This is a genomic window from Pseudocitrobacter sp. 73 (genome assembly GCF_008369545.1).
GTDB lineage: Bacteria > Pseudomonadota > Gammaproteobacteria > Enterobacterales > Enterobacteriaceae > Pseudocitrobacter > Pseudocitrobacter vendiensis.
In genome coordinates this window covers 14,335-34,368 of record NZ_VTZO01000008.1, presented here as the reverse complement: position 1 = coordinate 34,368, position 20,034 = coordinate 14,335, and the positions used below count along the sequence as shown (strand labels likewise).

Below are 20,034 nucleotides of genomic sequence, written 5' to 3'. Positions count from 1 at the left end.
ACAGCATGTCGTAAGAGGATGATTTATCCTAAATCCCCATCCATGTTCTTTGATATTCCTCATCTTTTACAGCTTGTTTAATAAAAGTTAACGACTTTAATACTCATTGTGCCCCAAAAGGCTGTACAATAAACACTAAGTTATACAGACAGTGCAGAACATTACCCAGGGATGTAATGGTTGAGTTGCGAGGCATTATGGCTTTTTACAGTATCGGCGACGTGGCCGAAAGATGCGGAATAAACCCGGTAACGCTACGTGCGTGGCAGCGGCGCTATGGATTACTTAAACCACAGCGCAGTGAAGGGGGGCATCGCCAGTTCGACGAAGAAGATATTCAGCGAGTTGAAGAAATCAAGCGCTGGATAAAAAGCGGCGTTCCGGTTGGGAAGGTGAAAGCACTTCTCGAAGAGAGCCGGACCATGACGCATGATGACTGGACCTATCTGCAAGAAGAGATGATGTCCGTATTGCGCTATGCCAGCACATCGAAACTTCGCGCAAAAATTGTCGCTGCAGGACGCGAGCATCCGGTTGATGCATTAATTGATCATGTTTACGGACCCGTACGTCAGCGGCTCAGCCTCGATCATAATACAGCGCGTATTATGTGCAGTATGTTTGACGGGATTCTCATCGAATATGTTGCGGCAACCTTGACTGAACGCCGACGTAAGTCCGGAAAAGAAGCGTTGCTTATTGGATGGGAGATTGACGATCGCGTTCGGCTTTGGCTTGAGGCCTGGCGTTTGTCTCAGTCTGGTTGGCATGTTTCTGTACTGGCTGAACCGCTCGAATCTCCGCGTCCCGAACTCTTTCCTGGCCAAACGTTATTTGTCTGGACGGGCCTTACCCCCACCAGACGTCAGCAAGAACTGTTACAACACTGGAATGAGCAAGGTTACGCCATAACATTCCACCAGCCTTGATGGACCGCACCGCGGTCTTTTTTTTAGCTTTTTGTGCTGTCTTCATGTATTTTTTTATCTGCATTAATCTAACCTCTTATTGTAATATTCTTATCTCACCGTTGATTTAATTGTCACGCTCTAAATGCTTATATAAGATTTACGCCATTTCAAATTCTTGTCCTTTTATAATGCTTTTTTGGGTGAGTTGACAGTTTTTTGCTCCCAGATGACACTCAAAACAGACAATGTATAAGCCTAAAAGCTCTTTGCTTTTTACTATTCTTCTCTTTCGTGGCAGTGTTGTTTATATATGGAGCGTTTATATGAACAGAGTTTATCGCGTGATATGGAATAGTACTCTGCGTGTATTTCAGGTCTGCTCGGAATTAACCCGCCGGGTAGGGAAAACATCGACGGTTAATTTGCGTCACTCCCCAGGTCTGGCAACAAAGTTCAACACGCTGGCGCTGAGCGTATTGCTGGCGCTAGCCGGTACAGCGTCAGCTGCGCCGCTAACGGTTGATAATGGTCAGAGTGTGACTGTCGATACTGCTGGTGCTTATGATTTCTACGAGATCGGGTGGAATGGCGCTGGGGAGCTCAATATTTTGACTGGTGGTGATCTTTCCTTAACCACTATTACAACCAGCGTCGTTGGCGGTAATGTGGGGTCTGAAGGTACCGTAAATGTTTTGGGTGGCACCTGGCGACTGTATGATGCTGGAAATAAAGCCTGGCCCTTAAATATCGGTCAATCAGGAAAAGGTACGCTTAATATCAGTAAGGCGGGTCACGTTGATGGAGGTTATTTAACGATAGGCTCTCAGGCAACAGGTGTAGGGACGGTTAATGTTGAGGGAGAAAGCTCGGGATTGACGACCGAAATGTTCCAAATCGGGGGGTATGGAACGGGTTCATTAAATATTACCGATAAAGGTTACGTCAATAGTTTGCAAGTTGCCATTGTAGGTTATCAGGCGGGCAGTAATGATCAGGTTGTTGTCGAAAAAGGAGGTGAGTGGGAGATACAAAAAAATAATATATCAGTTGACTTCCAGATTGGCAATCAAGGGACGGGTGAAACCACTATTCGCGAAGGTGGCATAGTTACGGCAGGAGATACCTATATCGGTGGTAATCCTACCGGTATCGGAACCCTGAATGTGCAGGATTCCGACTCTGTAATCACGTTCGCCAGACTCTATAACGGTGTTCGTGGTAAAGGTACGATCAATATTTCCAATAGCGGACTGATAAATAACGGATATTTTGCGCTACTGGGCGTTGAGAACGCTTCCAGCGGTGTCGTCAATGTGACAAATAAGGGACATTGGAATTTCCTCGGAACGGGAGAATCTTTTCGCTATATCTACGTTGGTGATGCTGGCGATGGTGAACTCAATGTCTCGAGTGAAGGCAGAGTAGATTCGGGAATTATCACTGCAGGGATGAGAGAGACAGGGACAGGCAACATTACTGTTAAGGATAAGAATTCCGTTATCACTAACCTCGGAACTAATCTTGGTTATGACGGCCACGGCGAAATGAATATCAGTAATGAGGGGCTTGTTGTCAGCAATGGGGGAAGCTCACTTGGATATGGAGAAACCGGCGTCGGGAATGTCAGCATCACAACGGGAGGGATGTGGGAGGTCAACAAGAATGTCTACACCACCATTGGCGTTGCGGGCGTCGGAAACTTCAACATTAGCGATGGCGGTAAGTTCGTATCGCAAAATATTACTTTTTTGGGCGATAAGGCAAGCGGTATCGGCACACTGAACCTGATGGATGCAACGTCATCGTTCGATACTATGGGTATCAATGTCGGTAATTTTGGTAGCGGCATCGTAAATGTCAGTAATGGTGCCACGCTTAATTCAATGGGCTATGGATTTATCGGAGGAAATACCTCTGGTAAGGGTGTAGTCAATATTTCAACGGATAGTCTATGGAACTTGCAGACGTCGTCAAATAATGCCCAATTGCTGCATGTCGGTTTATTTGGCTCGGGTGAGCTGAATATTAACACCGGCGGTGTCGTTAAGGCGCGTGATACACAAATAGCCGTCAATGAGGGAAGTAAGGGAAACGTCCGGGTGGATGGGCAGGGATCTCTTCTTGAAACACTCAATATGAATGTAGGGACGACTGGCACGGGGACGTTAACCCTGACGAATAACGGCACGTTAAATGTCGAGGGTGGTGAGGTTTATTTAGGTGTTTTTGAACCTGCCGTTGGAACGCTAAACATTGGTGCTGCCCACGGTGAGGCTGCGGCAGATGCCGGGTTTATCACCAATGCGACGAAGGTGGAGTTCGGTCTTGGCGAAGGCGTTTTTGTCTTTAATCACACCAATAACAGCGATGCCGGCTACCAGGTCGACATGCTGATTACAGGTGACGATAAAGACGGAAAAGTGATGCATGATGCAGGCCATACTGTGTTCAATGCAGGGAATACGTATAGCGGTAAAACGCTGGTCAATGGCGGTCTCCTGACCATTGCGTCTCATACGACGGATGGGGTAACGGGTATGGGGTCGAGTGAAGTCACCATTGCAAGCGCCGGTACACTCGACATTCTCGCATCGACGAACACTTCCGGAGATTACACGCTGACCAACGCGCTCAAAGGCGATGGCTTGATGCGAGTGCAACTGTCGTCTTCCGACAAAATGTTTGGTTTTACCCATGCGACGGGGACTGAATTCGCCGGAGTTGCACAACTGAAAGACAGTAATTTCACTCTGGAAGGTGACAACACGGCGGCGCTTACCCACGCGATGTTACAGTCTGACAGTGAAAATACCACATCGGTAAAAGCGGGAGAGCAATCCGTTGGTGGGCTGGCAATGAACGGCGGTACGCTCATTTTCGATACGGATATTCCTGCTGCGACGCTTGCGGAGGGCTATATCAGTGTCGATACGCTGGTTGTCGGCGCCGGTGACTATACCTGGAAGGCCCGTAACTATCAGGTAAACGGGACGGGCGACGTGCTTATCGACGTGCCTGAACCATGGAATGATCCAATGGCGAATAACCCGCTGACTACGCTCAATTTACTGGAACAGGATGATAGCCATGTCGGCGTTCAACTGGTCAAGGCGCAAGCGGTTATTGGATCAGGTGGCTCATTAACGTTACGTGATTTGCAGGGCGATGAGGTGGCGGCGGACAAAACGTTACACATTGCGCAAAACGGTACGGTGGTTGCCGATGGCGAATATGGTTTCCGCCTCACAACCGCACCTGGTGATGGTTTGTACGTGAACTATGGCCTGAAAGCGCTGAATATCTATGGTGGGCAGACGCTGACGTTAGCCGAACACGGCGGTGCCTATGGTGCGACGGCTGATATGTCGGCAAAAATCGGCGGTGAAGGGGATCTGGCGATCAATACGGTTCGACAAGTTTCGCTTTCCAACGGTCAGAACGACTATCAGGGTGCCACATTTGTTCAGATGGGGACACTACGTACCGATGCAGGTGGTGCGCTGGGCAAAACCCGGGAACTGAACATCAGTAATGCGGCCATCGTTGATCTTAACGGATCGTCGCAGACAGTGGGAACATTCACCGGGCAGATGGGCTCAACCGTGTTGTTCAAAGACGGTTCACTGACGGTGAATAACGGCGGGATGAGTCAGGGTGAACTGACAGGTGGCGGAAACCTGAATGTTACTGGAGGAACGTTGGCTATCGAGGGGCTTAACGCACGCTACAATGCGTTAACCAGCATTAGCCCAAATGCGGAAGTCAGCCTCGATAATGCGCAGGGATTGGGCAGCGGAAATATTGCCAATGACGGGCTGTTAACGCTGAAAAGTGTGACCGGTGAACTGCGTAACAGCATGAGCGGCAAGGGCGTCGTGAGCGCGACCGCCGGAACGGATATTGAACTGGATGGCGATAATAGCCGCTTTACGGGGCAATTCAACATCGATGCTGGCAGCGCGCTCAGCGTCAACGAACAGAAGAACCTGGGCGATGCTTCCGTTATCAATAATGGGCTGCTCACTATCGCCACCGAACGTGGCTGGGCAATGACGCACAGCATCACCGGCAGCGGTGATGTGACAAAACTGGGCACCGGGATTTTAACCCTCAACAACGATTCTGCAGCGTATCAGGGGACGACGGATATCGTGGGCGGTGAAATTGCTTTCGGTTCTGGCTCTATCATTGATATGGCAAGTCAGCACATTAATATCCATAACAGCGGTGTTATGTCGGGAAATGTCAGCACCGCAAGGGATGTAAACGTGATGCCTGGAGGGACACTGCGTGTCGCCAAAACCACTATCGGTGGCAACCTGGAGAATGGCGGCACGGTTCAAATGAACAGCGAAGGAGGAAAGCCGGGCAATATACTGACCGTTAACGGCAACTATACCGGCAACAATGGCCTGATGACATTCAACACGACGCTGGGTGGCGATAATTCCCCCACGGATAAGATGAACGTGAAAGGCGATACTCAGGGCAATACGCGTGTTCGGGTTGATAACATTGGCGGCGTTGGCGCACAAACGGTTAATGGTATTGAGCTCGTTGAAGTAGGCGGCAATTCCGCGGGTAACTTCGCGCTGACCACCGGAACTGTCGAAGCTGGAGCTTATGTTTATACGCTGGCTAAAGGGAAGGGTAATGACGCGAAAAACTGGTATCTCACCAGTAAATGGGACGGCGTAACGCCGCCGGATACTCCTGACCCCATTGATAATCCACCTGTTGTGGATCCGGAAGGCCCATCAGTGGTTCGTCCGGAAGCCGGGAGCTATATCAGCAACATAGCCGCAGCCAATACGCTGTTTAGCCATCGATTACACGATCGCCTTGGGGAGCCGCAATACACAGAGTCCCTGCGAGTTCAGGATTCGGCAACCAGTATGTGGATGCGACATGTCGGGGGGCATGAACGTTCCAGTGCCGGAGACGGTCAGTTAAAAACGCAGGCCACCCGCTATGTATTGCAGTTAGGCGGCGATTTGGCGCAGTGGAGTAGCAACGCGCAGGATCGCTGGCATCTCGGCATCATGGCAGGCTATGCCAATCAGCACAGTAATACGCAGAGTAACCGTGTGGGTTATAAATCAGATGGGCGCATCAGCGGTTACAGCGCAGGACTGTACGCGACCTGGTATCAGAACGCTGCGGATAAGACCGGTGCTTATGTCGACAGTTGGGCACTGTATAACTGGTTTGATAACAGCGTCAGTTCCGATAACCGTTCAGATGATGACTATCACTCTCGCGGCGTGACTGCGTCTATTGAGGGCGGATATACCTTTGAAGCGGGAACATTTAGCGGCAGCGAAGGGACGCTTAACACCTGGTACATTCAACCTCAGGCACAAATCACCTGGATGGGTGTGAAAGATTCTGACCATACCCGGAAAGACGGAACGCGCATTGAAACGGAAGGCGACGGAAACGTACAAACGCGGCTTGGGGTGAAAACCTACCTGAACAGCCATCACCAGCGTGATAATGGGAAACAGCGCGAGTTCCAGCCTTACATCGAAGCGAACTGGATCTATAACAGCAAAGTCTACGCCGTGAAGATGGATGGCCAGACGGTAAGCCGCGATGGTGCGCGTAATCTGGGGGAAGTGCGTACCGGGGTCGAAGCGAAGATGAATAATAACCTCAGTCTGTGGGGGAATGTCGGTGTGCAATTAAGTGATAAAGGCTATAGCGATACTCAGGGAATGTTGGGTGTGAAATATAGCTGGTAAATCGTATCAAGCCGCATGCCGTTATTGGCATGCGGCTTTAATATATTGTTAAGCATTTCCTTGTATTGTGTTTTGTACGCCGAATGTAGAAAACTCTGAATTGCTTCCTCATCGCAGCGTAACTGGATGATTTAGAGTGCATTCCCGGCAGAATTAGCTATGCTTATTCTTGTGCTATGAAGATGATAATAGGGAGTTAATATGGGATTCTGGAGAGTCGTTATTACGATCATTTTGCCGCCGTTGGGTGTATTAATTGGTAAAGGCTTCGGTTGGGCATTTATATTAAATATTATCCTCACACTTCTTGGGTATATTCCGGGGTTAATTCACGCATTTTGGGTTCAAACTAAAGATTAACCTCAAACGGCGCATCAGCGCCGTTTTTTAATTCTTCTCTTCTATCCGCGATCGCGGATATCACCGCAATTATCCCGTGTAGCGGATAAAATGAGTTTACAGATTGACTTTATCCTCAAGAAGGGATAAAAATCTAAATATCCCTTTGCGCGGATAACTTTCCTGTGGACAAATGACATGATGAGCTTCCCGATGATCTACAGCCCAACACAATTAGCGAATGCAATGAAACTGGTCCGTCAGCAAAATGGCTGGACGCAGAGCGAGCTGGCGAAAAAAATCGGCATAAAGCAGGCAACCATTTCCAATTTCGAAAATAACCCTGACAACACCACATTGACGACATTTTTTAAGATTTTACAGTCACTTGAGCTCTCAATGACGCTATGCGAAACAAAAGACGCGGCGCCTGAATCTACTGACCAACAGGATCTGGAGTGGTAATGCCTAAACTCATAACGTGGATGAACAATCAGCGGGTCGGTGAATTGACGAAACTGGCCAACGGTGCGCATACGTTTAAGTATGCACCGGAATGGTTAGCCAATCGTTATGCCAGACCATTGTCACTTTCGTTGCCGTTGCAGGTGGGGAATATCACTTCGGATGCGGTATTCAATTTTTTCGATAACTTGCTACCTGATAGTCCGATCGTGCGCGACAGGATTGTTAAACGTTATCGCGCTAAATCAAAGCAACCCTTTGATTTGTTGTCAGAAGTCGGTCGAGATAGCGTAGGCGCAGTGACGTTATTACCGGAAGATGAGGCGGTGACAAATCCGGTGATGACATGGGAAAAATTAAGCGAGGTAAAGCTTGAAGAGGTGTTGTCGGCTTATAAAGCAGATATCCCGTTAGGCATGATTAACGAAGAAAATGATTTTCGCATCTCCGTTGCCGGCGCGCAGGAAAAAACCGCGCTGCTCAGAATGGGCGCTGACTGGTGCATTCCGAAGGGAATAACGCCGACGACGCACATTATCAAATTACCGATTGGCGAAATCAGACAGCCCAATGCGACGCTCGATCTTAGCCAAAGCGTTGATAATGAATATTTTTGTCTACTCCTGGCGAAACAAGTCGGTTTGAATGTTCCCGGCGCCGAAATCATCAAAGCGGGAAGGGTGCGCGCGTTGGCGGTCGAGCGCTTTGACAGACGCTGGAATGCTGAACGGTCAGTTTTACTCCGCTTGCCGCAGGAAGATATGTGCCAGACATTCGGTTTACCGTCATCAGTCAAATACGAATCTGACGGAGGCCCAGGTATCGCGCAAATCATGGCTTTTTTGATGGGGTCCAGCGAGGCGCTGAAAGATCGCCATGATTTTATGAAGTTTCAGGTGTTCCAGTGGTTGATTGGCGCAACGGATGGTCATGCAAAAAACTTCTCCGTTTTTATTCAGGCTGGCGGCAGTTATCGGCTAACGCCATTTTACGACATCATTTCGGCATTTCCGGTTCTTGGCGGGACGGGAATACATATCAGCGATTTGAAACTGGCCATGGGTCTTAACGCATCCAAAGGCAGAAAAACGGCAATCGATAAAATTCATCCGCGACATTTTTTGGCGACAGCAAAAGCGCTGAAATTCCCGGAAGTACAGATGCGTGAAATCCTGAGTGAGTTTGCAGAGCAGATACCCGCAGCACTGGATAGCGTAACGGCTACATTACCGACTGATTTTCCGGAGAACGTCGCAATGGCAATCAGGATGAATGTTCTCAGGTTGCATGGTCGGTTAAAGCGGGAAACAGAGGAATGAGCAGAATATGAGGTTTTGGTGAGGAATCAAAGACCAGCACAATCATGACCGCAATACGGCGGAATCTGACTGGGCTTACCATAGTGCGCATAATGTATATTATGTTAAATCACCTACTGTGGTAAATAAGTTCATAAGACACTCCCACTAACTGATAAATCAATACGTTAGGATTTCTGATCTCCCTCTCGTTTCTTGCATTAGGTACAGAGTACATTCTCTTCATATCCATGATAATTTTGAGGTAAATATTGTGTATTCACTAAAGCAGTTGGTTATCTCAGGCCGTAAAAGGCAATGGATCCTGATGGACTTGGAAACCTCTCTGCCGTTGCTGTATCCCCTTAGGTACCATATTGACCATTTGGCTTTCCGCTCATTGTCCACACAGTCAGCTTCACTTCAATCTGTGAAGTTTTTTTACGAATTCTGGAGGCAAAAGTATGGTGTCTCGTTTTGCTACAGCTTCTATTCATCTGACCACAATCCAGACATTGCTGTCGGTGAAATGCCCGCATTTTGGATGTATCTAGAAAATGGCCACAACGTCCAGTCAAATGTATTGTCTTTAACGAGAGTCACAAAAGCCAATACCTTAACTCATACAGTCAGAGTTCGTGCTGTGATCCATTTCATTTCTTTTTTGATTAACACCTACATATCACCTGCATACCGGGATGACTCTCCCAAAGCATTATCACTTTTGGCTTCGCGTTTACACACCCGTTTACAGCTTTGCCGGGAGAATTATCGAACGCTTACATCAAACAAATTTTCGCAACATAGTCACAGCAGCCAAGGATTTCAGAGTTTGTCTGGGGCAATGGTGCTCAGCCTTTATGGAATAATAACCCCCTCTTCTGCCCAAAAGCATAACCCGCTAAATCCTTTCCCTTCCGGGCATCTTCAGTTCCGCAATTTTTTGATTATTCGTCTGTTGTTAAATTATGGTTTACGAACAGGTGAGCTATTGTTGTTAGAGTGCAGCTCAATTAAACCTAATTTAAAAGGTGATAAGTTTAGTTTGATTGTGACAACTGCCGACGAGGCATACGAACCAAGAAAGAATGCGCCATCTCTCAAAAACGCATGGGCTAATCGTGTGTTGGAGCTCGATAAGCAGGATTATATTTTTTTAAGCATTTATATAGCAAGGCTTCGACCAAAAACTGATAAACACGATTTCATCTTTACATCGAGTCAACAGTCAGCGAAGCCTTTGTCCTATACATCAGTTCATTCTATTTTTTCGAAAGTTGATAAGGTCTTCACTAACCAATATCCAGAGTACAAATCACCAATGTACTCTGACTCGTTGCAACGATTGACTCCGCATACAACCCGACATACTTGGGCCTTTTTGACATTGCAAAAAATATGGCATTCAAAATATTTGAAAAGCCAGCAAAATAAAACACACTTTATTGCTGGAGTCCCTTCCCTCTCAGGGATAATGGAAGAAGCCAAAGATGAACTACGACTGATGGGTGGCTGGAGTCCGACAAGTCAAATGCCTGATCTATATGCAAAACGTTTCCTGTCTGAGCAGGCTAATGCTGCCAATGTCCAACGAATTATTCAAGATAATGCAGCGCTGCATAATACGTTAGATACTATAATGGATAGATATAACGATGACATCATTTGATAATGCATTAAAATCTGACGAAGGGAACTCAGTTTACCCTCCTGATTTAGCTCAGGCTATCTTTGAACTCGATATTCCTGATCGAATTTATCTAAAAACGGCAATGGAGTTTGATGATAAATATATTGTTAGCAAAGGAGATAAATGGGCTTTCGATTATTCAGGCAGTCGGCGATATCTTGTTTTCAATCAAGATAATATCTCAAATAAATTAAACAAGTATATTTGTTTCAAATATGCATCGACGAGATTTCCAACCAAACTTCCAGCGTTGCACCTTGATTGGAGGAATATCATTTCATATTGTCGAGAACATGGTGGATTTTCGCTTGCTACGCTCCGATTATTTATCGAAAAAGAGGATGTTGATAATGCTACTTTTTATTCCGTGTTATTCGGATTAAAAATACTCTGTGCTGAAACATTCCCAGGTTTCAATCTTGGAGATTACGATGATCTTGAGTTCGTCCCTCGACCGTATCTCGAACATTGGGGGATTTACCAAGAAATCGATAATATTCTTGACCCTCTTGAAAAAAACATGATTTGCAATGGACTGTTTGAAATGGCTTCGTTGTTACGCGATGGCAAAAGTTTCAGTCACAGCGAAGTGCGAAATGCGGCTATCCTTGGGTTGGCTTATGTAACGGGTGCACGCCCAGTTCAACTCGCTAGGCTGGCGGTCAAAGATGTTCGTATCGATACACGAAATCAGGAATCTGGTCTGATTCGATACAGTGTTTTTTTACCATATGCTAAACAAAGACGAGTGACGACAGAGCGGTTATTTCTGGCGATCCCCTCAGAAATTGGGGAGTTAATTATGAACTATACCGTGAGATACAAGAAAAACCCCGAAGATAAACTATTCGATTTCAGCGTTTCAGCTCCGCATTATGTGTCTCAGGCAATTAATCAGGCAATCCTAAATTTCTGTCCTCCTGAATATCAAGCCGCCGTAGCATGTGGCGAAGCTGCATTGCCCACAATTACACCCACTGATTTACGCCACAATGTTGGGCACTCTTTGGCGATGCAAGGTGCTAGCGCTGAAGAGATAGCACATGTACTGGGGCACACCTCTCTTGCCGTAGCTAAATACTACATTATGGCAACTCCCGCCTTGGCCTTGATCCGTGCTAAAGCGCTTGGGTCGAATCCCGTTTGGCAAAATATGGTGGCTATGATGCTCACTGGTGAACTGGTCGACTCAGCACATTGGAAAGGCCATCTAGTGGTGGGACTCGTTGGTGACGAGTTGCATAATAAAATTGGTGGTTGTTCCAGGAACAGTAGTACATGCCCTTTCAGCGAAGTGCGTTCTTGTTACGGCTGTCTGTATTATCGCCCTTTTACGGATGGTGAACATCAGGCTCTACTTGAATGCGTCAAAAAAGAAGTCGATGAACTTATCGCTATTTCAGACGGTGTAGGTAATTCCCGAAATCCGCTCATTTTAATCCATGAAACCACACAGTTTGAAATTGAGTCTGTTATCGCCCGCTGCCGTTTTCATCAGGAACAGGTGAAGTCCAATGAAAAATCACTTTGAGCATTTTCAGGCTTTTATTGAAGAGCAAAAAAAATGGTTCGAACAGCACCTGTCTGCTGATTTTGCCCAAACATGGAATGATCATATCTGGGTAAGTGGTAACCAGGGAAGTGGATGGTTGCGAGGGAACGGCAGAAATACATTACGTTTTGATGAGATGAACAGATTCAAAGGTATTGTAGAACATCTGCCCATCGACAAAGAATATAGTCAGTTCATGAAAGCTATGCTGGTAGTGGTTTACCGACAGGGAAATAGGAATATGTCGCCAGCGGTGGCAAAGGCAACTTTAATGATTCTGAAACGATGGTACCATGCGATGCTTTATGAGACAGGACAGACCCATCCATCTTACCTGAGCACAGTTGTCATTCAACGAGCGATGGATCTTCTCAGTAGCGTTTCATCTCCTGGTGACCCCAATACAGCTAACTATAAAGGGCGGTGCGTTAGCCTTCAAAAATTGGTCAATCACTTCACATTTACGTTGGTTAAACTGCAATACAACTCTGATGTGAAGTATACCAACAAAACCAACCTGACCCGCAAAGCCCGGGAAGCCATGGCGCTGAAACAGCAGGCCAAGCTGTCTGATACCACTACCGATGGTGAAGATGCGTTGATTGCCATTCGCGGATTTCTGAACATAGTTGCATTAATCCAGCGGGTGGAAAGTGATGCTGAGAAAATCGCGTTAAATTGCCTATTGTTATTGGTTATTACCGGCTTTCGCTCCATTGAAGCGTTTAATCTCAGACTGGATGCCCTATTTAAACGCCAGATTGATGATCCGGCAATCTGTAAACGATTTCAGGACAAGGGATTACCCGATTATTTTCTTGGTATCCGTTATGTTGGTGTCAAAGGTGCTGGGGAGCGAACGCATTGGGTAGAACCGCTGGCAGTACCGCTGGTCGAGAGTATATTCAGTACCGTTAAAATGTTGACCGCACCAATACGCAGACATCTTACCTATCTACGGGCAAAATCTTTTGATGATTACCTGCCACAGGCCATCAGCAACATGCCCGGTGAACGAGTCGAACTGGATGATGTGGTGAAATACATCACCCAAACTACCTCAAGTTTACGGGGCCGGGCAGGACAACGGGACAAAACATCCAAAGCCCTTAGCAAAAGAGGTGTGCTGCCCGTTCAAGAAATACCAGGCCCGAAAAACAGCAAATCTATCTATTATTCCAAGACTGATCTCAATCATTACATTAAGACCGAATTTGGCCTGGCGAATGCCAACGAACCCTGTACACACGCCTGGATGGAAAATGGCAAACGCTACCAAGTTAACTACGAGGACCTGCTATTTCTACACGAGAAGGGTTCGCTGGCATTAAAGCGCACACTGGCTTTGCTTGCTACACCGATACCCTTCACTAACACACTTATGAATAAATTCTTAGGCAACGTTGAACCTGATGGATCAGTATTCAGCAAATATCAATTACTGGAGGAGGATGGCACCTCGACGCGGATGCGTACCCACATTCCCCGGCACAACATCAATACCTTTCTTGCTATTGCGGATATCTCTGACCACTTACAGGCAATGTTGATGGGTCGAGTGGACATCACGCAGAATCAGCATTATCAACATCTGGCGCTTGCAGAACGGCGAAAAGCCGCCTCGTTGGTGCCCTTGCAGCCAATATCGACAGCACTAATTGCCGCGCCCTCTTCGTCCTCCATTGCTACGCCTCTGGAAATCGTCAAACGGACCGGCCAACTGGCGGTCACGGAACACATGACTTTGGACAATACCATCAAAGCCAACCTGCATACTTTTGACGATCGGGATGATGTAGCCAGGTTTGTCGAGGCGTCATTTGCTAACGGCCTCTTTGAAGATGTTGCTGCCGCCTTTGAAGAAATCCGCGACGCAGAAGGACCAGAGCAAGCCTCTGCCATGGTGGCAAGACATGCCGTGCTGTATCCGCTGAAATTTGGCTCCTGTATGCGGGAAGTTAACCTCTGGGGATGTCCTTATCGACTGAAATGCCAGAGTGCTGCCTTTTGTGAACATTTCACGCTGACAGGCCGGATAGATGAGCTACCAAATCTGATTGCCAAGAAACAGGCTTTACAGCAAGCACATTCGAAGTTGACCCAACTTACTCAACATCAGCCTGATTACCAGACCAGACTGGCCGACATCGAACGACGGTTACAGCAACTCGAGGCAATACAAGCACAATGGCATCGTCGTGCCAAGACTCAACAACTGGTTGCTGCGGAGAGTGTGTTGTCTGGTGGAGTAATCACCGAGGGCAAAGTCCGTACACTGGCCCAGCTTTTTGCACTTGAATACCAACAATTGATGCAGGAGAAAGACTGATGCGCGGCAAGGAACTGAACACACTGATTGAGCACGAATTACAACTGATGCTGGTTGAAGGCTTTGACAAGTCCCCTATTTCCGCTAATGCCCTGCATATTAGGCTCAAGGCAAAAGGTATCGTTAACGGTGGTTTAAGTACGCTGAGCAGCCTAGAGCGTAAACGCCTAATTGCTGCCTATGTTGATCAGCAACTTGGCCCATTGAATCTACGCCCAAAAGAAAAACAGCAATACGTCAACCGCAAAACCCGTCAGGCTTTGCTGGCCAGAAACCAGCAGTTGCAAGCTGAAGTAAGTGAATTGCGAGACCAATTAGCGCAAAATACCCTTTCGTTGATAGAAATTGTCAAAGCGGTAAAAATCAATTCGGTTATACCGGTGGAAAGCCTGTTGGCCAACCATATGATTCGGGAACTACATAAGTAGTCATATTTCTGACATGGACGATTTAGCCGACAGCTTCCCGGTTGTCGGCAGAATGCTGGTTGTATTGATAAACATATATTTTGGCTCCCTCTTATGAGTTTGTTATCTGAGAGGGCGTCTTCCACTGTAATGCCCTGCTTGGTTCATTGCATCAGTGTAATGCTACACTTTCGTTACCTTCAAAAAGTTCAGTCACTTTATGTGTAATATCATTTTTTGTCAGCATGCTTTTCGCCTGGATGCTTTTTGAGTGCTTCGATAAGATTACTTCGCTCTTCCTCTGTCATCCGTGATATGAGTAATGCAAGTTCAGCTGTGGTCTGATCATCACAAAAAAAGTAGTTCAACGGCACGTTTAACTCTGCCGCCATCCGTCGAAGCGTATCAATATCGGGGACATGGCGCCCTTTCTCATAATGATTCATACGACTGCTAGCCGAAGCGGGATCAAACCCAACAAGGAGGCCCAATGAGCGCTGTGACAAACCCGCCCTGCATCTCGCTTCCTTAAGTCTTTCTGGTATCGGATTTTTTTCAGACACTGATTCATCTTCATTGGCCTCGAATGCTTAGATTGTCTAAGTATCTGCCATTGTTGTATACTTAGCAATCCTAAGTTAACTGCCTTGTTTTAGTCATATGAATAGTCGAGTATCCAACCCTGAGTCGTACATATTTTCTGCAATAATCCACATTGGCAAGGATAACTTCACCAGTAATGATGTAGCAAAAATTCTTGTCGAGCGATTTTCACTCCCGAAAACTTATCGAAAGGCAAAAGCTTTTGCTTATAACCAAACTCAATATCTAGTAAAAAAAGGATTATTAAATAAAGTAAGAAAATCAGGCGTGTATCAATATTTATACTCAATCACATCAGAATTCAATATAGCAAAAGAAAATGTGCAATTAATTGAGGTAAGCCAAAAAACCTCCCTTCAAGTTTCAAGTGCTACCAGCCATGAACACAGTGATGTAAACATTCAAATAAGATCTCTCATTGAAAAATACAGCAGTGAATTGGAAAAAGTGTCAGGAGCAAAAGAAATTTATGAAGAATTGATAATTGCCGTGCCGAGCAGGGAAAATGAATTCAGGAAACTTTCTCTTGAGCAAGATAAAAGACACATTAAGATAAATGAAAAAATAAACACACTGATTGGGATTGTTAATAAAAATATCGCAATAAGGCAATGAGTTTTAAAAAGGATTTGAAGTTTAATACAGTCATGAAAAAGAGAGGGCAAAGCCTACCCTGCCCTCTCCCTTCATGCACTGATAAGCCTCACTAATATGAGTGTTAGCAGCGCGTACCACTATATGCTAGTCCTGAAAAATATAATCTTAGTCAGTCCCAGATGCAACCTTTAACACTTTAATGCAACAAATTAAACAACGAGTTCATCCTTACACCTTAAAAGCTGTAAAGTAAAAAAACACCCTGAAGGCTGTTATTTTTACGCAAAGTGAACTTATTTTAAATAATCGACATGGTCACCTACTTATGGATAATGTTTTCCCGGTCAGACTTCTTAGCCAGTTACGGCCACTTTTAATTGGTTTTCGTAAATCAAAAGGATTAACTCAAAGAGAATTATCCGCCAGGTTGGGTGTCACTCAGCAGACTTATGCTCGACTTGAGGCAAACCCTTCAAAAGCAAGTTTTCAGCGTCTATACAACGTGTTAAATATTTTAGGAGTGGAGATTTCGCTTAGTTCTGGACCTATTTCAACTTATACAAAAGCTTCAAATTTGGTTGAAAAGGAGTTTGATTCACCGGCAAGGCGTGAAGAATGGTGATAGAAGCCAGGCTATTTGATAGGACTGTACGTCAGGCACTGGCCCTAAGGAAGGTGCGATTTGCGAGCAAGGGCGCTTTGCATCGGAGTTAGCGGGCCGCCAATATGGGAGTTAGCGAGCACACAACCAGCCGCGAAGCTCCCCGCGTCATAGCGACATAGAGGTGTCGTGCATCCATCTCTTCCGGGGATGTGATGACTGCCACCTCCCCTTCCAGTCCCTTTAGCAACAATGTGCTGCCGATTACACGCCGGGTCAACGGTCGACTCTCGTGGCGATTGCGTTCGCGCTCGTTTATCGTGGCGTCTGCAAAAGTGCAGCCTCCGGCAGCAGCCGACTGCAAGGCGCGCAAACAACAGCGCAAAACCTCTGGCCGATAGACTCGCGCATTGTCCTGACGAGTCAGAAGGCGCAGCGCCTCTGCGGCCATCGTAAAACCTGGTCTCTCTGCAAATGCCACTAACGCTGCTTCTGCGACCGTCGGCGGATTGCGGGCTCTTCCTCTTCGTAGCGTTTCCAGCCGGGGCAGCAATGCTGCGTGGCCAACCTGGGTCATGACGCCTGCGGCAAACTTTACCAGGCGCGTCAACGCATCCGCAGCCTCCAGGTTAAACCCTGCACCAAAGTCGGTAAGGTCAACCAAATCGACAGCTTCGACGGTCGTCGCACCCGGGGTCTGGCTGGCCATCTGCTGGCGCCCGCGAGTGTCGTAGCTGTTTCCAATCACCAGTACCTGCCCGGTAGCGGTAACCGCTCGGGTCTGGGCGGCAGTAAGACGCTGCTGAACAGCAGTTTCTGCCTGTAACGGTACCCAGGCTACCTCAGCAGGCACCTGGCGAAGGTCAATGGCATTGCCATTCAGCAACATCCTCCGGCAGTCCAGAAGCCAGCGACCAAGTTCCGGCGCCCCTGAGTTAGCCCAGCGCCATGGATGATTGAGCTCACCAATCAGTGGAAAGTGAGCGAGTACATGTGCGTCCCAGTCCACGAGCTGATTACCCCGAAAGCCAAAAATAGCCTGCATAGGGTCACCGAGTACACAGGCAGGCAGCACTGTTGATAACGCGGTTACCATTGCATGTTGCACCAGATTGCAGTCCTGGTATTCATCCACGATGAGGTGAACGTAACTGGCCGGCAGAACATCATTGAGATGTCCTGCCTGCAGCAACTGGCAGGCAGCCAGTCGTATAGCGGGATAGTCAGTTCCGCGATTGCGCAGTTGAAGAACCTCAGCGTTAAGCCCACTACGCGCTGGAAACATCGCCACTAGACGCATTGCAAATCCATCAATAGTGGCGATACGGTAGGCCGCTGTAGAAACACCGGCGCGTTGCATACGCAGACGCAGTGTTGTAACACCCGCGTTGGTGTGCGTGAGGATAAGCACCGGCCTTCCTCCCTTATGCAGGGCCAGGGTATCTGCGATGATTTGTGTTTTACCGCACCCGGCCGGGGCCGTAATCGTCCCCCGATGATATTCTAGCAGGTTGTAGTCAGGCGGCATGTGCCCACCCGTACAGCCGGTTAATCAGCGCCTGGAACCCGGCATCAGACGCGGGGAGATGAGGACCAAGGATATCGTGCGCCACATCTTCATACCGGGTCACCGATTTAAACCACCCGTTGCGTCGGTTACGCGCAGTGAGTCCCAATAGTTTTCGTATTTCAGGAGAATAAGCCCCCCCAATCAGTTGCCGCTGGTTCCGGATATGGGCAAGCGTAACCTGACCGTTGGACTGCGTCTGGATATGTGCCGCCACCAGTTCCTCCTCCATAAGATCAATACCCCGCTGAAGCAGCGCGTCGACGCCTGCATCAGGCAGGCTCATAAACAGTTCATCCTCCAGCGCATGACCGGCTCGCCAGGTGATATATTCTCCACCCGCGGCCTCGAAGGCCTCGACCGTCGCCGGGGTGGGCGGCTTATCCGCATCCACCAGAACCAGCACACGATAACCAAGTCGACGCAGTGCTAGCCCACGCACAAAACATCGGTCAGGCTCTCCTCCACCAACATTCACGAATGCGGTTCCTGCACTCAGCATGGAATTACCGTTGAGGGCGGTCCAGTAATGATCCAGCCCGCGGATTAACCCTACCTCGCTCGCCCCTTCACAGACGATCACGCTACGCGCCAGAAAGGCTTCGGGGTCGACCCGGACCGTACTTTGAATATCATCGGCAATGCCGACCGGCAGCACCTGGTGGGGAGCTGTCGGGTGGCCCCGCACAACGAAGAGCTGATTGCCATTAAGCTCGCGCACTGCCACGGGAGAGTGTGTGGTCAGAAAAACCTGAAGTGGCGGCGGTGTTTCCCTGGCACCCAGGGAGTTCAGTAACCGGGTAAGCCGATGCGGTTCGAGTCCGTATTCCACTTCATCGACCAGCGCCACGGAGGCCCGTTGCGCGGCAGCACGCTGCATTCCTGCCACCAGAAGACGGGACGACCCGGTACCAAGAGAACGCAGCGGCACACCAGCGGCGTTGTGCAGCGCAATTGCACCATCGCCGATGGAAACCGCGTGAGCATCCAATAAGGCCTGAGTCCGACCACCGACCGGCACACCCAACTCATTGGCCTTCTGAGTAACTACGTCCAGCGTTGCCGCGAGTTGTACTGCAGCCTGACCACCGAAACTGGTTCGGGCCTGACGCGCAGCATTTGACAGTTCAGCCCCCAGATTAGGGCGCTCCTCCGTGAGCCGATTAAGCACCGATCCGCGTGCCCAAGATAAATTTGAGCTTGCATATGTGCCAAGTCTCGCCGGTGCGATGAGCAGCCGATCTTTCCAGGCCAGATTGCGTTCCTGACCTAGCGCTTCGGCACGCTGAGAAACCAGCGTCCAGTTAGGTTCCAGTTCACTGTCGACGCTAAGCCGCAGACACAAAACCGTTTCCAGCCCGAACTGGGGCTCTTCCTGAATCTGCCCAGTCGTGCTGTTGAACGCCTGCAAATAATTGCCGTAGGTTTCTATAGTCCTCAGTGCATCCGGCAATGACCCCAGGGCCAAGGTAATGCTGATGGGCTGAGTCACATCGAGACCAAAAAAATCGGTGTCGCTGAAACTGACATTACGTCGCGCCCCCAGGCACAAATCTATAGCGTCAAGAATTGTGGTCTTGCCACTGTCCCCAGGGCCAATGAGACAGTTGAGCCCTGGCGAAGGCAGCCAGGTCAGCAAACGAATAGATCGGAAGTTCTGGATTTCAACTTTACAAACTCTGACCACGGGACTCTCCCTCTTTTATTCTTTTTGTCCACTCGCCTGTCGTAAAGATAACTACAAATGCGCAGCCAGTGCACCGACACGTATAAAAGTAACGCTCCCGAATTTCTTAATCAATGATATATAGCCTGTTTTACTGACATATCTGACAGCGGGTGGACTTCCTTCAATTTATTGATTTAACACCATACGAACTACATCTGCCTCTCTCAAAATATGAGGTGAAATTGTTGCGCACCGATCAATC

Annotated in this window: 14 protein-coding genes; 11 read left to right on the top strand and 3 right to left on the bottom strand. The window is 48.0% G+C overall.

The window, feature by feature from the left end; all coding sequences use genetic code 11:
- Positions 1–197: 197 nt before the first annotated feature.
- From F0Q32_RS07400 to F0Q32_RS07360, 9 genes are all read left to right on the top strand, one after another.
- Positions 198–929, top strand: coding sequence for a MerR family transcriptional regulator (locus F0Q32_RS07400; protein ID WP_149462864.1), 732 nt, complete (start codon positions 198–200; stop codon positions 927–929).
- Positions 930–1,234: 305 nt separating this feature from the next.
- Complete coding sequence (locus F0Q32_RS07395) at positions 1,235–6,655, top strand: ECSE_1600 family autotransporter (protein ID WP_149462517.1); 5,421 nt, start codon at positions 1,235–1,237, stop codon at positions 6,653–6,655.
- A gap of 201 nt (positions 6,656–6,856) precedes the next feature.
- Entirely contained in the window at positions 6,857–7,015 is a 159-nt protein-coding gene (locus tag F0Q32_RS07390) for a YqaE/Pmp3 family membrane protein (protein ID WP_149462516.1), read from the top strand.
- 177 nt (positions 7,016–7,192) lie between these two features.
- A complete protein-coding gene (gene hipB, locus F0Q32_RS07385) occupies positions 7,193–7,459 on the top strand; it encodes a type II toxin-antitoxin system antitoxin HipB (RefSeq protein ID WP_149462515.1) in 267 nt (88 codons plus the stop codon).
- A complete protein-coding gene (locus F0Q32_RS07380; RefSeq protein ID WP_149462514.1) occupies positions 7,459–8,778 on the top strand; it encodes a type II toxin-antitoxin system HipA family toxin in 1,320 nt (439 codons plus the stop codon). The genes hipB and F0Q32_RS07380 overlap by 1 nt, the downstream gene beginning before the upstream one ends.
- A 307-nt stretch (positions 8,779–9,085) precedes the next feature.
- A complete protein-coding gene (locus F0Q32_RS07375; protein WP_103798352.1) occupies positions 9,086–10,426 on the top strand; it encodes a tyrosine-type recombinase/integrase in 1,341 nt (446 codons plus the stop codon).
- Complete coding sequence (locus F0Q32_RS07370) at positions 10,413–11,978, top strand: site-specific integrase (RefSeq protein ID WP_149462513.1); 1,566 nt, start codon at positions 10,413–10,415, stop codon at positions 11,976–11,978. Before F0Q32_RS07375 ends, F0Q32_RS07370 begins: the two co-directional genes overlap by 14 nt.
- Positions 11,962–14,328: a hypothetical protein gene (locus tag F0Q32_RS07365; RefSeq protein WP_149462512.1), complete on the top strand. Its 2,367-nt coding sequence runs from the start codon at positions 11,962–11,964 to the stop codon at positions 14,326–14,328. Before F0Q32_RS07370 ends, F0Q32_RS07365 begins: the two co-directional genes overlap by 17 nt.
- The gene (locus tag F0Q32_RS07360; RefSeq protein WP_103798349.1) at positions 14,328–14,756 is read left to right on the top strand and encodes a hypothetical protein; all 429 of its coding nucleotides are present in this window, start codon (positions 14,328–14,330) and stop codon (positions 14,754–14,756) included. Before F0Q32_RS07365 ends, F0Q32_RS07360 begins: the two co-directional genes overlap by 1 nt.
- A 209-nt stretch (positions 14,757–14,965) precedes the next feature.
- On the opposite strand, the gene F0Q32_RS07355 is transcribed toward F0Q32_RS07360, so the two are convergent.
- The gene (locus F0Q32_RS07355) at positions 14,966–15,298 is read right to left on the bottom strand and encodes a helix-turn-helix domain-containing protein (protein WP_103798348.1); all 333 of its coding nucleotides are present in this window, start codon (positions 15,296–15,298) and stop codon (positions 14,966–14,968) included.
- Between the two features lie 97 nt (positions 15,299–15,395).
- Between F0Q32_RS07355 and F0Q32_RS07350 the strand changes: the two genes are divergently transcribed.
- Positions 15,396–15,953, top strand: coding sequence for a hypothetical protein (locus F0Q32_RS07350; protein ID WP_103798347.1), 558 nt, complete (start codon positions 15,396–15,398; stop codon positions 15,951–15,953).
- 307 nt (positions 15,954–16,260) lie between these two features.
- Positions 16,261–16,557, top strand: coding sequence for a helix-turn-helix domain-containing protein (locus F0Q32_RS07345; RefSeq protein ID WP_032149706.1), 297 nt, complete (start codon positions 16,261–16,263; stop codon positions 16,555–16,557).
- Between the two features lie 88 nt (positions 16,558–16,645).
- Here the strand turns inward: F0Q32_RS07345 and F0Q32_RS07340 are convergent, their stop codons facing one another.
- Both F0Q32_RS07340 and F0Q32_RS07335 read right to left on the bottom strand, forming a co-directional pair.
- Positions 16,646–18,064, bottom strand: coding sequence for a UvrD-helicase domain-containing protein (locus tag F0Q32_RS07340; protein WP_149462511.1), 1,419 nt, complete (start codon positions 18,062–18,064; stop codon positions 16,646–16,648).
- Positions 18,054–19,790: an ATP-dependent endonuclease gene (locus tag F0Q32_RS07335; protein WP_149462510.1), complete on the bottom strand. Its 1,737-nt coding sequence runs from the start codon at positions 19,788–19,790 to the stop codon at positions 18,054–18,056. The genes F0Q32_RS07340 and F0Q32_RS07335 overlap by 11 nt, the downstream gene beginning before the upstream one ends.
- Positions 19,791–20,034 lie beyond the last annotated feature (244 nt).

What these genes read in the sequence shown, in the direction of transcription:
- F0Q32_RS07395 (WP_149462517.1), top strand. Translation starts at nt 1,235, where the DNA reads ATGAACAGAGTTTATCGCGTGATATGGAATAGTACTCTGCGTGTATTT.
- hipB (WP_149462515.1), top strand. Translation starts at nt 7,193, where the DNA reads ATGATGAGCTTCCCGATGATCTACAGCCCAACACAATTAGCGAATGCA.
- F0Q32_RS07340 (WP_149462511.1), bottom strand. Translation starts at nt 18,064, where the DNA reads ATGCCGCCTGACTACAACCTGCTAGAATATCATCGGGGGACGATTACG.
- F0Q32_RS07380 (WP_149462514.1), top strand. Translation starts at nt 7,459, where the DNA reads ATGCCTAAACTCATAACGTGGATGAACAATCAGCGGGTCGGTGAATTG.
- F0Q32_RS07365 (WP_149462512.1), top strand. Translation starts at nt 11,962, where the DNA reads ATGAAAAATCACTTTGAGCATTTTCAGGCTTTTATTGAAGAGCAAAAA.
- F0Q32_RS07375 (WP_103798352.1), top strand. Translation starts at nt 9,086, where the DNA reads ATGGACTTGGAAACCTCTCTGCCGTTGCTGTATCCCCTTAGGTACCAT.
- F0Q32_RS07345 (WP_032149706.1), top strand. Translation starts at nt 16,261, where the DNA reads ATGGATAATGTTTTCCCGGTCAGACTTCTTAGCCAGTTACGGCCACTT.
- F0Q32_RS07400 (WP_149462864.1), top strand. Translation starts at nt 198, where the DNA reads ATGGCTTTTTACAGTATCGGCGACGTGGCCGAAAGATGCGGAATAAAC.
- F0Q32_RS07370 (WP_149462513.1), top strand. Translation starts at nt 10,413, where the DNA reads ATGACATCATTTGATAATGCATTAAAATCTGACGAAGGGAACTCAGTT.
- F0Q32_RS07360 (WP_103798349.1), top strand. Translation starts at nt 14,328, where the DNA reads ATGCGCGGCAAGGAACTGAACACACTGATTGAGCACGAATTACAACTG.
- F0Q32_RS07390 (WP_149462516.1), top strand. Translation starts at nt 6,857, where the DNA reads ATGGGATTCTGGAGAGTCGTTATTACGATCATTTTGCCGCCGTTGGGT.
- F0Q32_RS07350 (WP_103798347.1), top strand. Translation starts at nt 15,396, where the DNA reads ATGAATAGTCGAGTATCCAACCCTGAGTCGTACATATTTTCTGCAATA.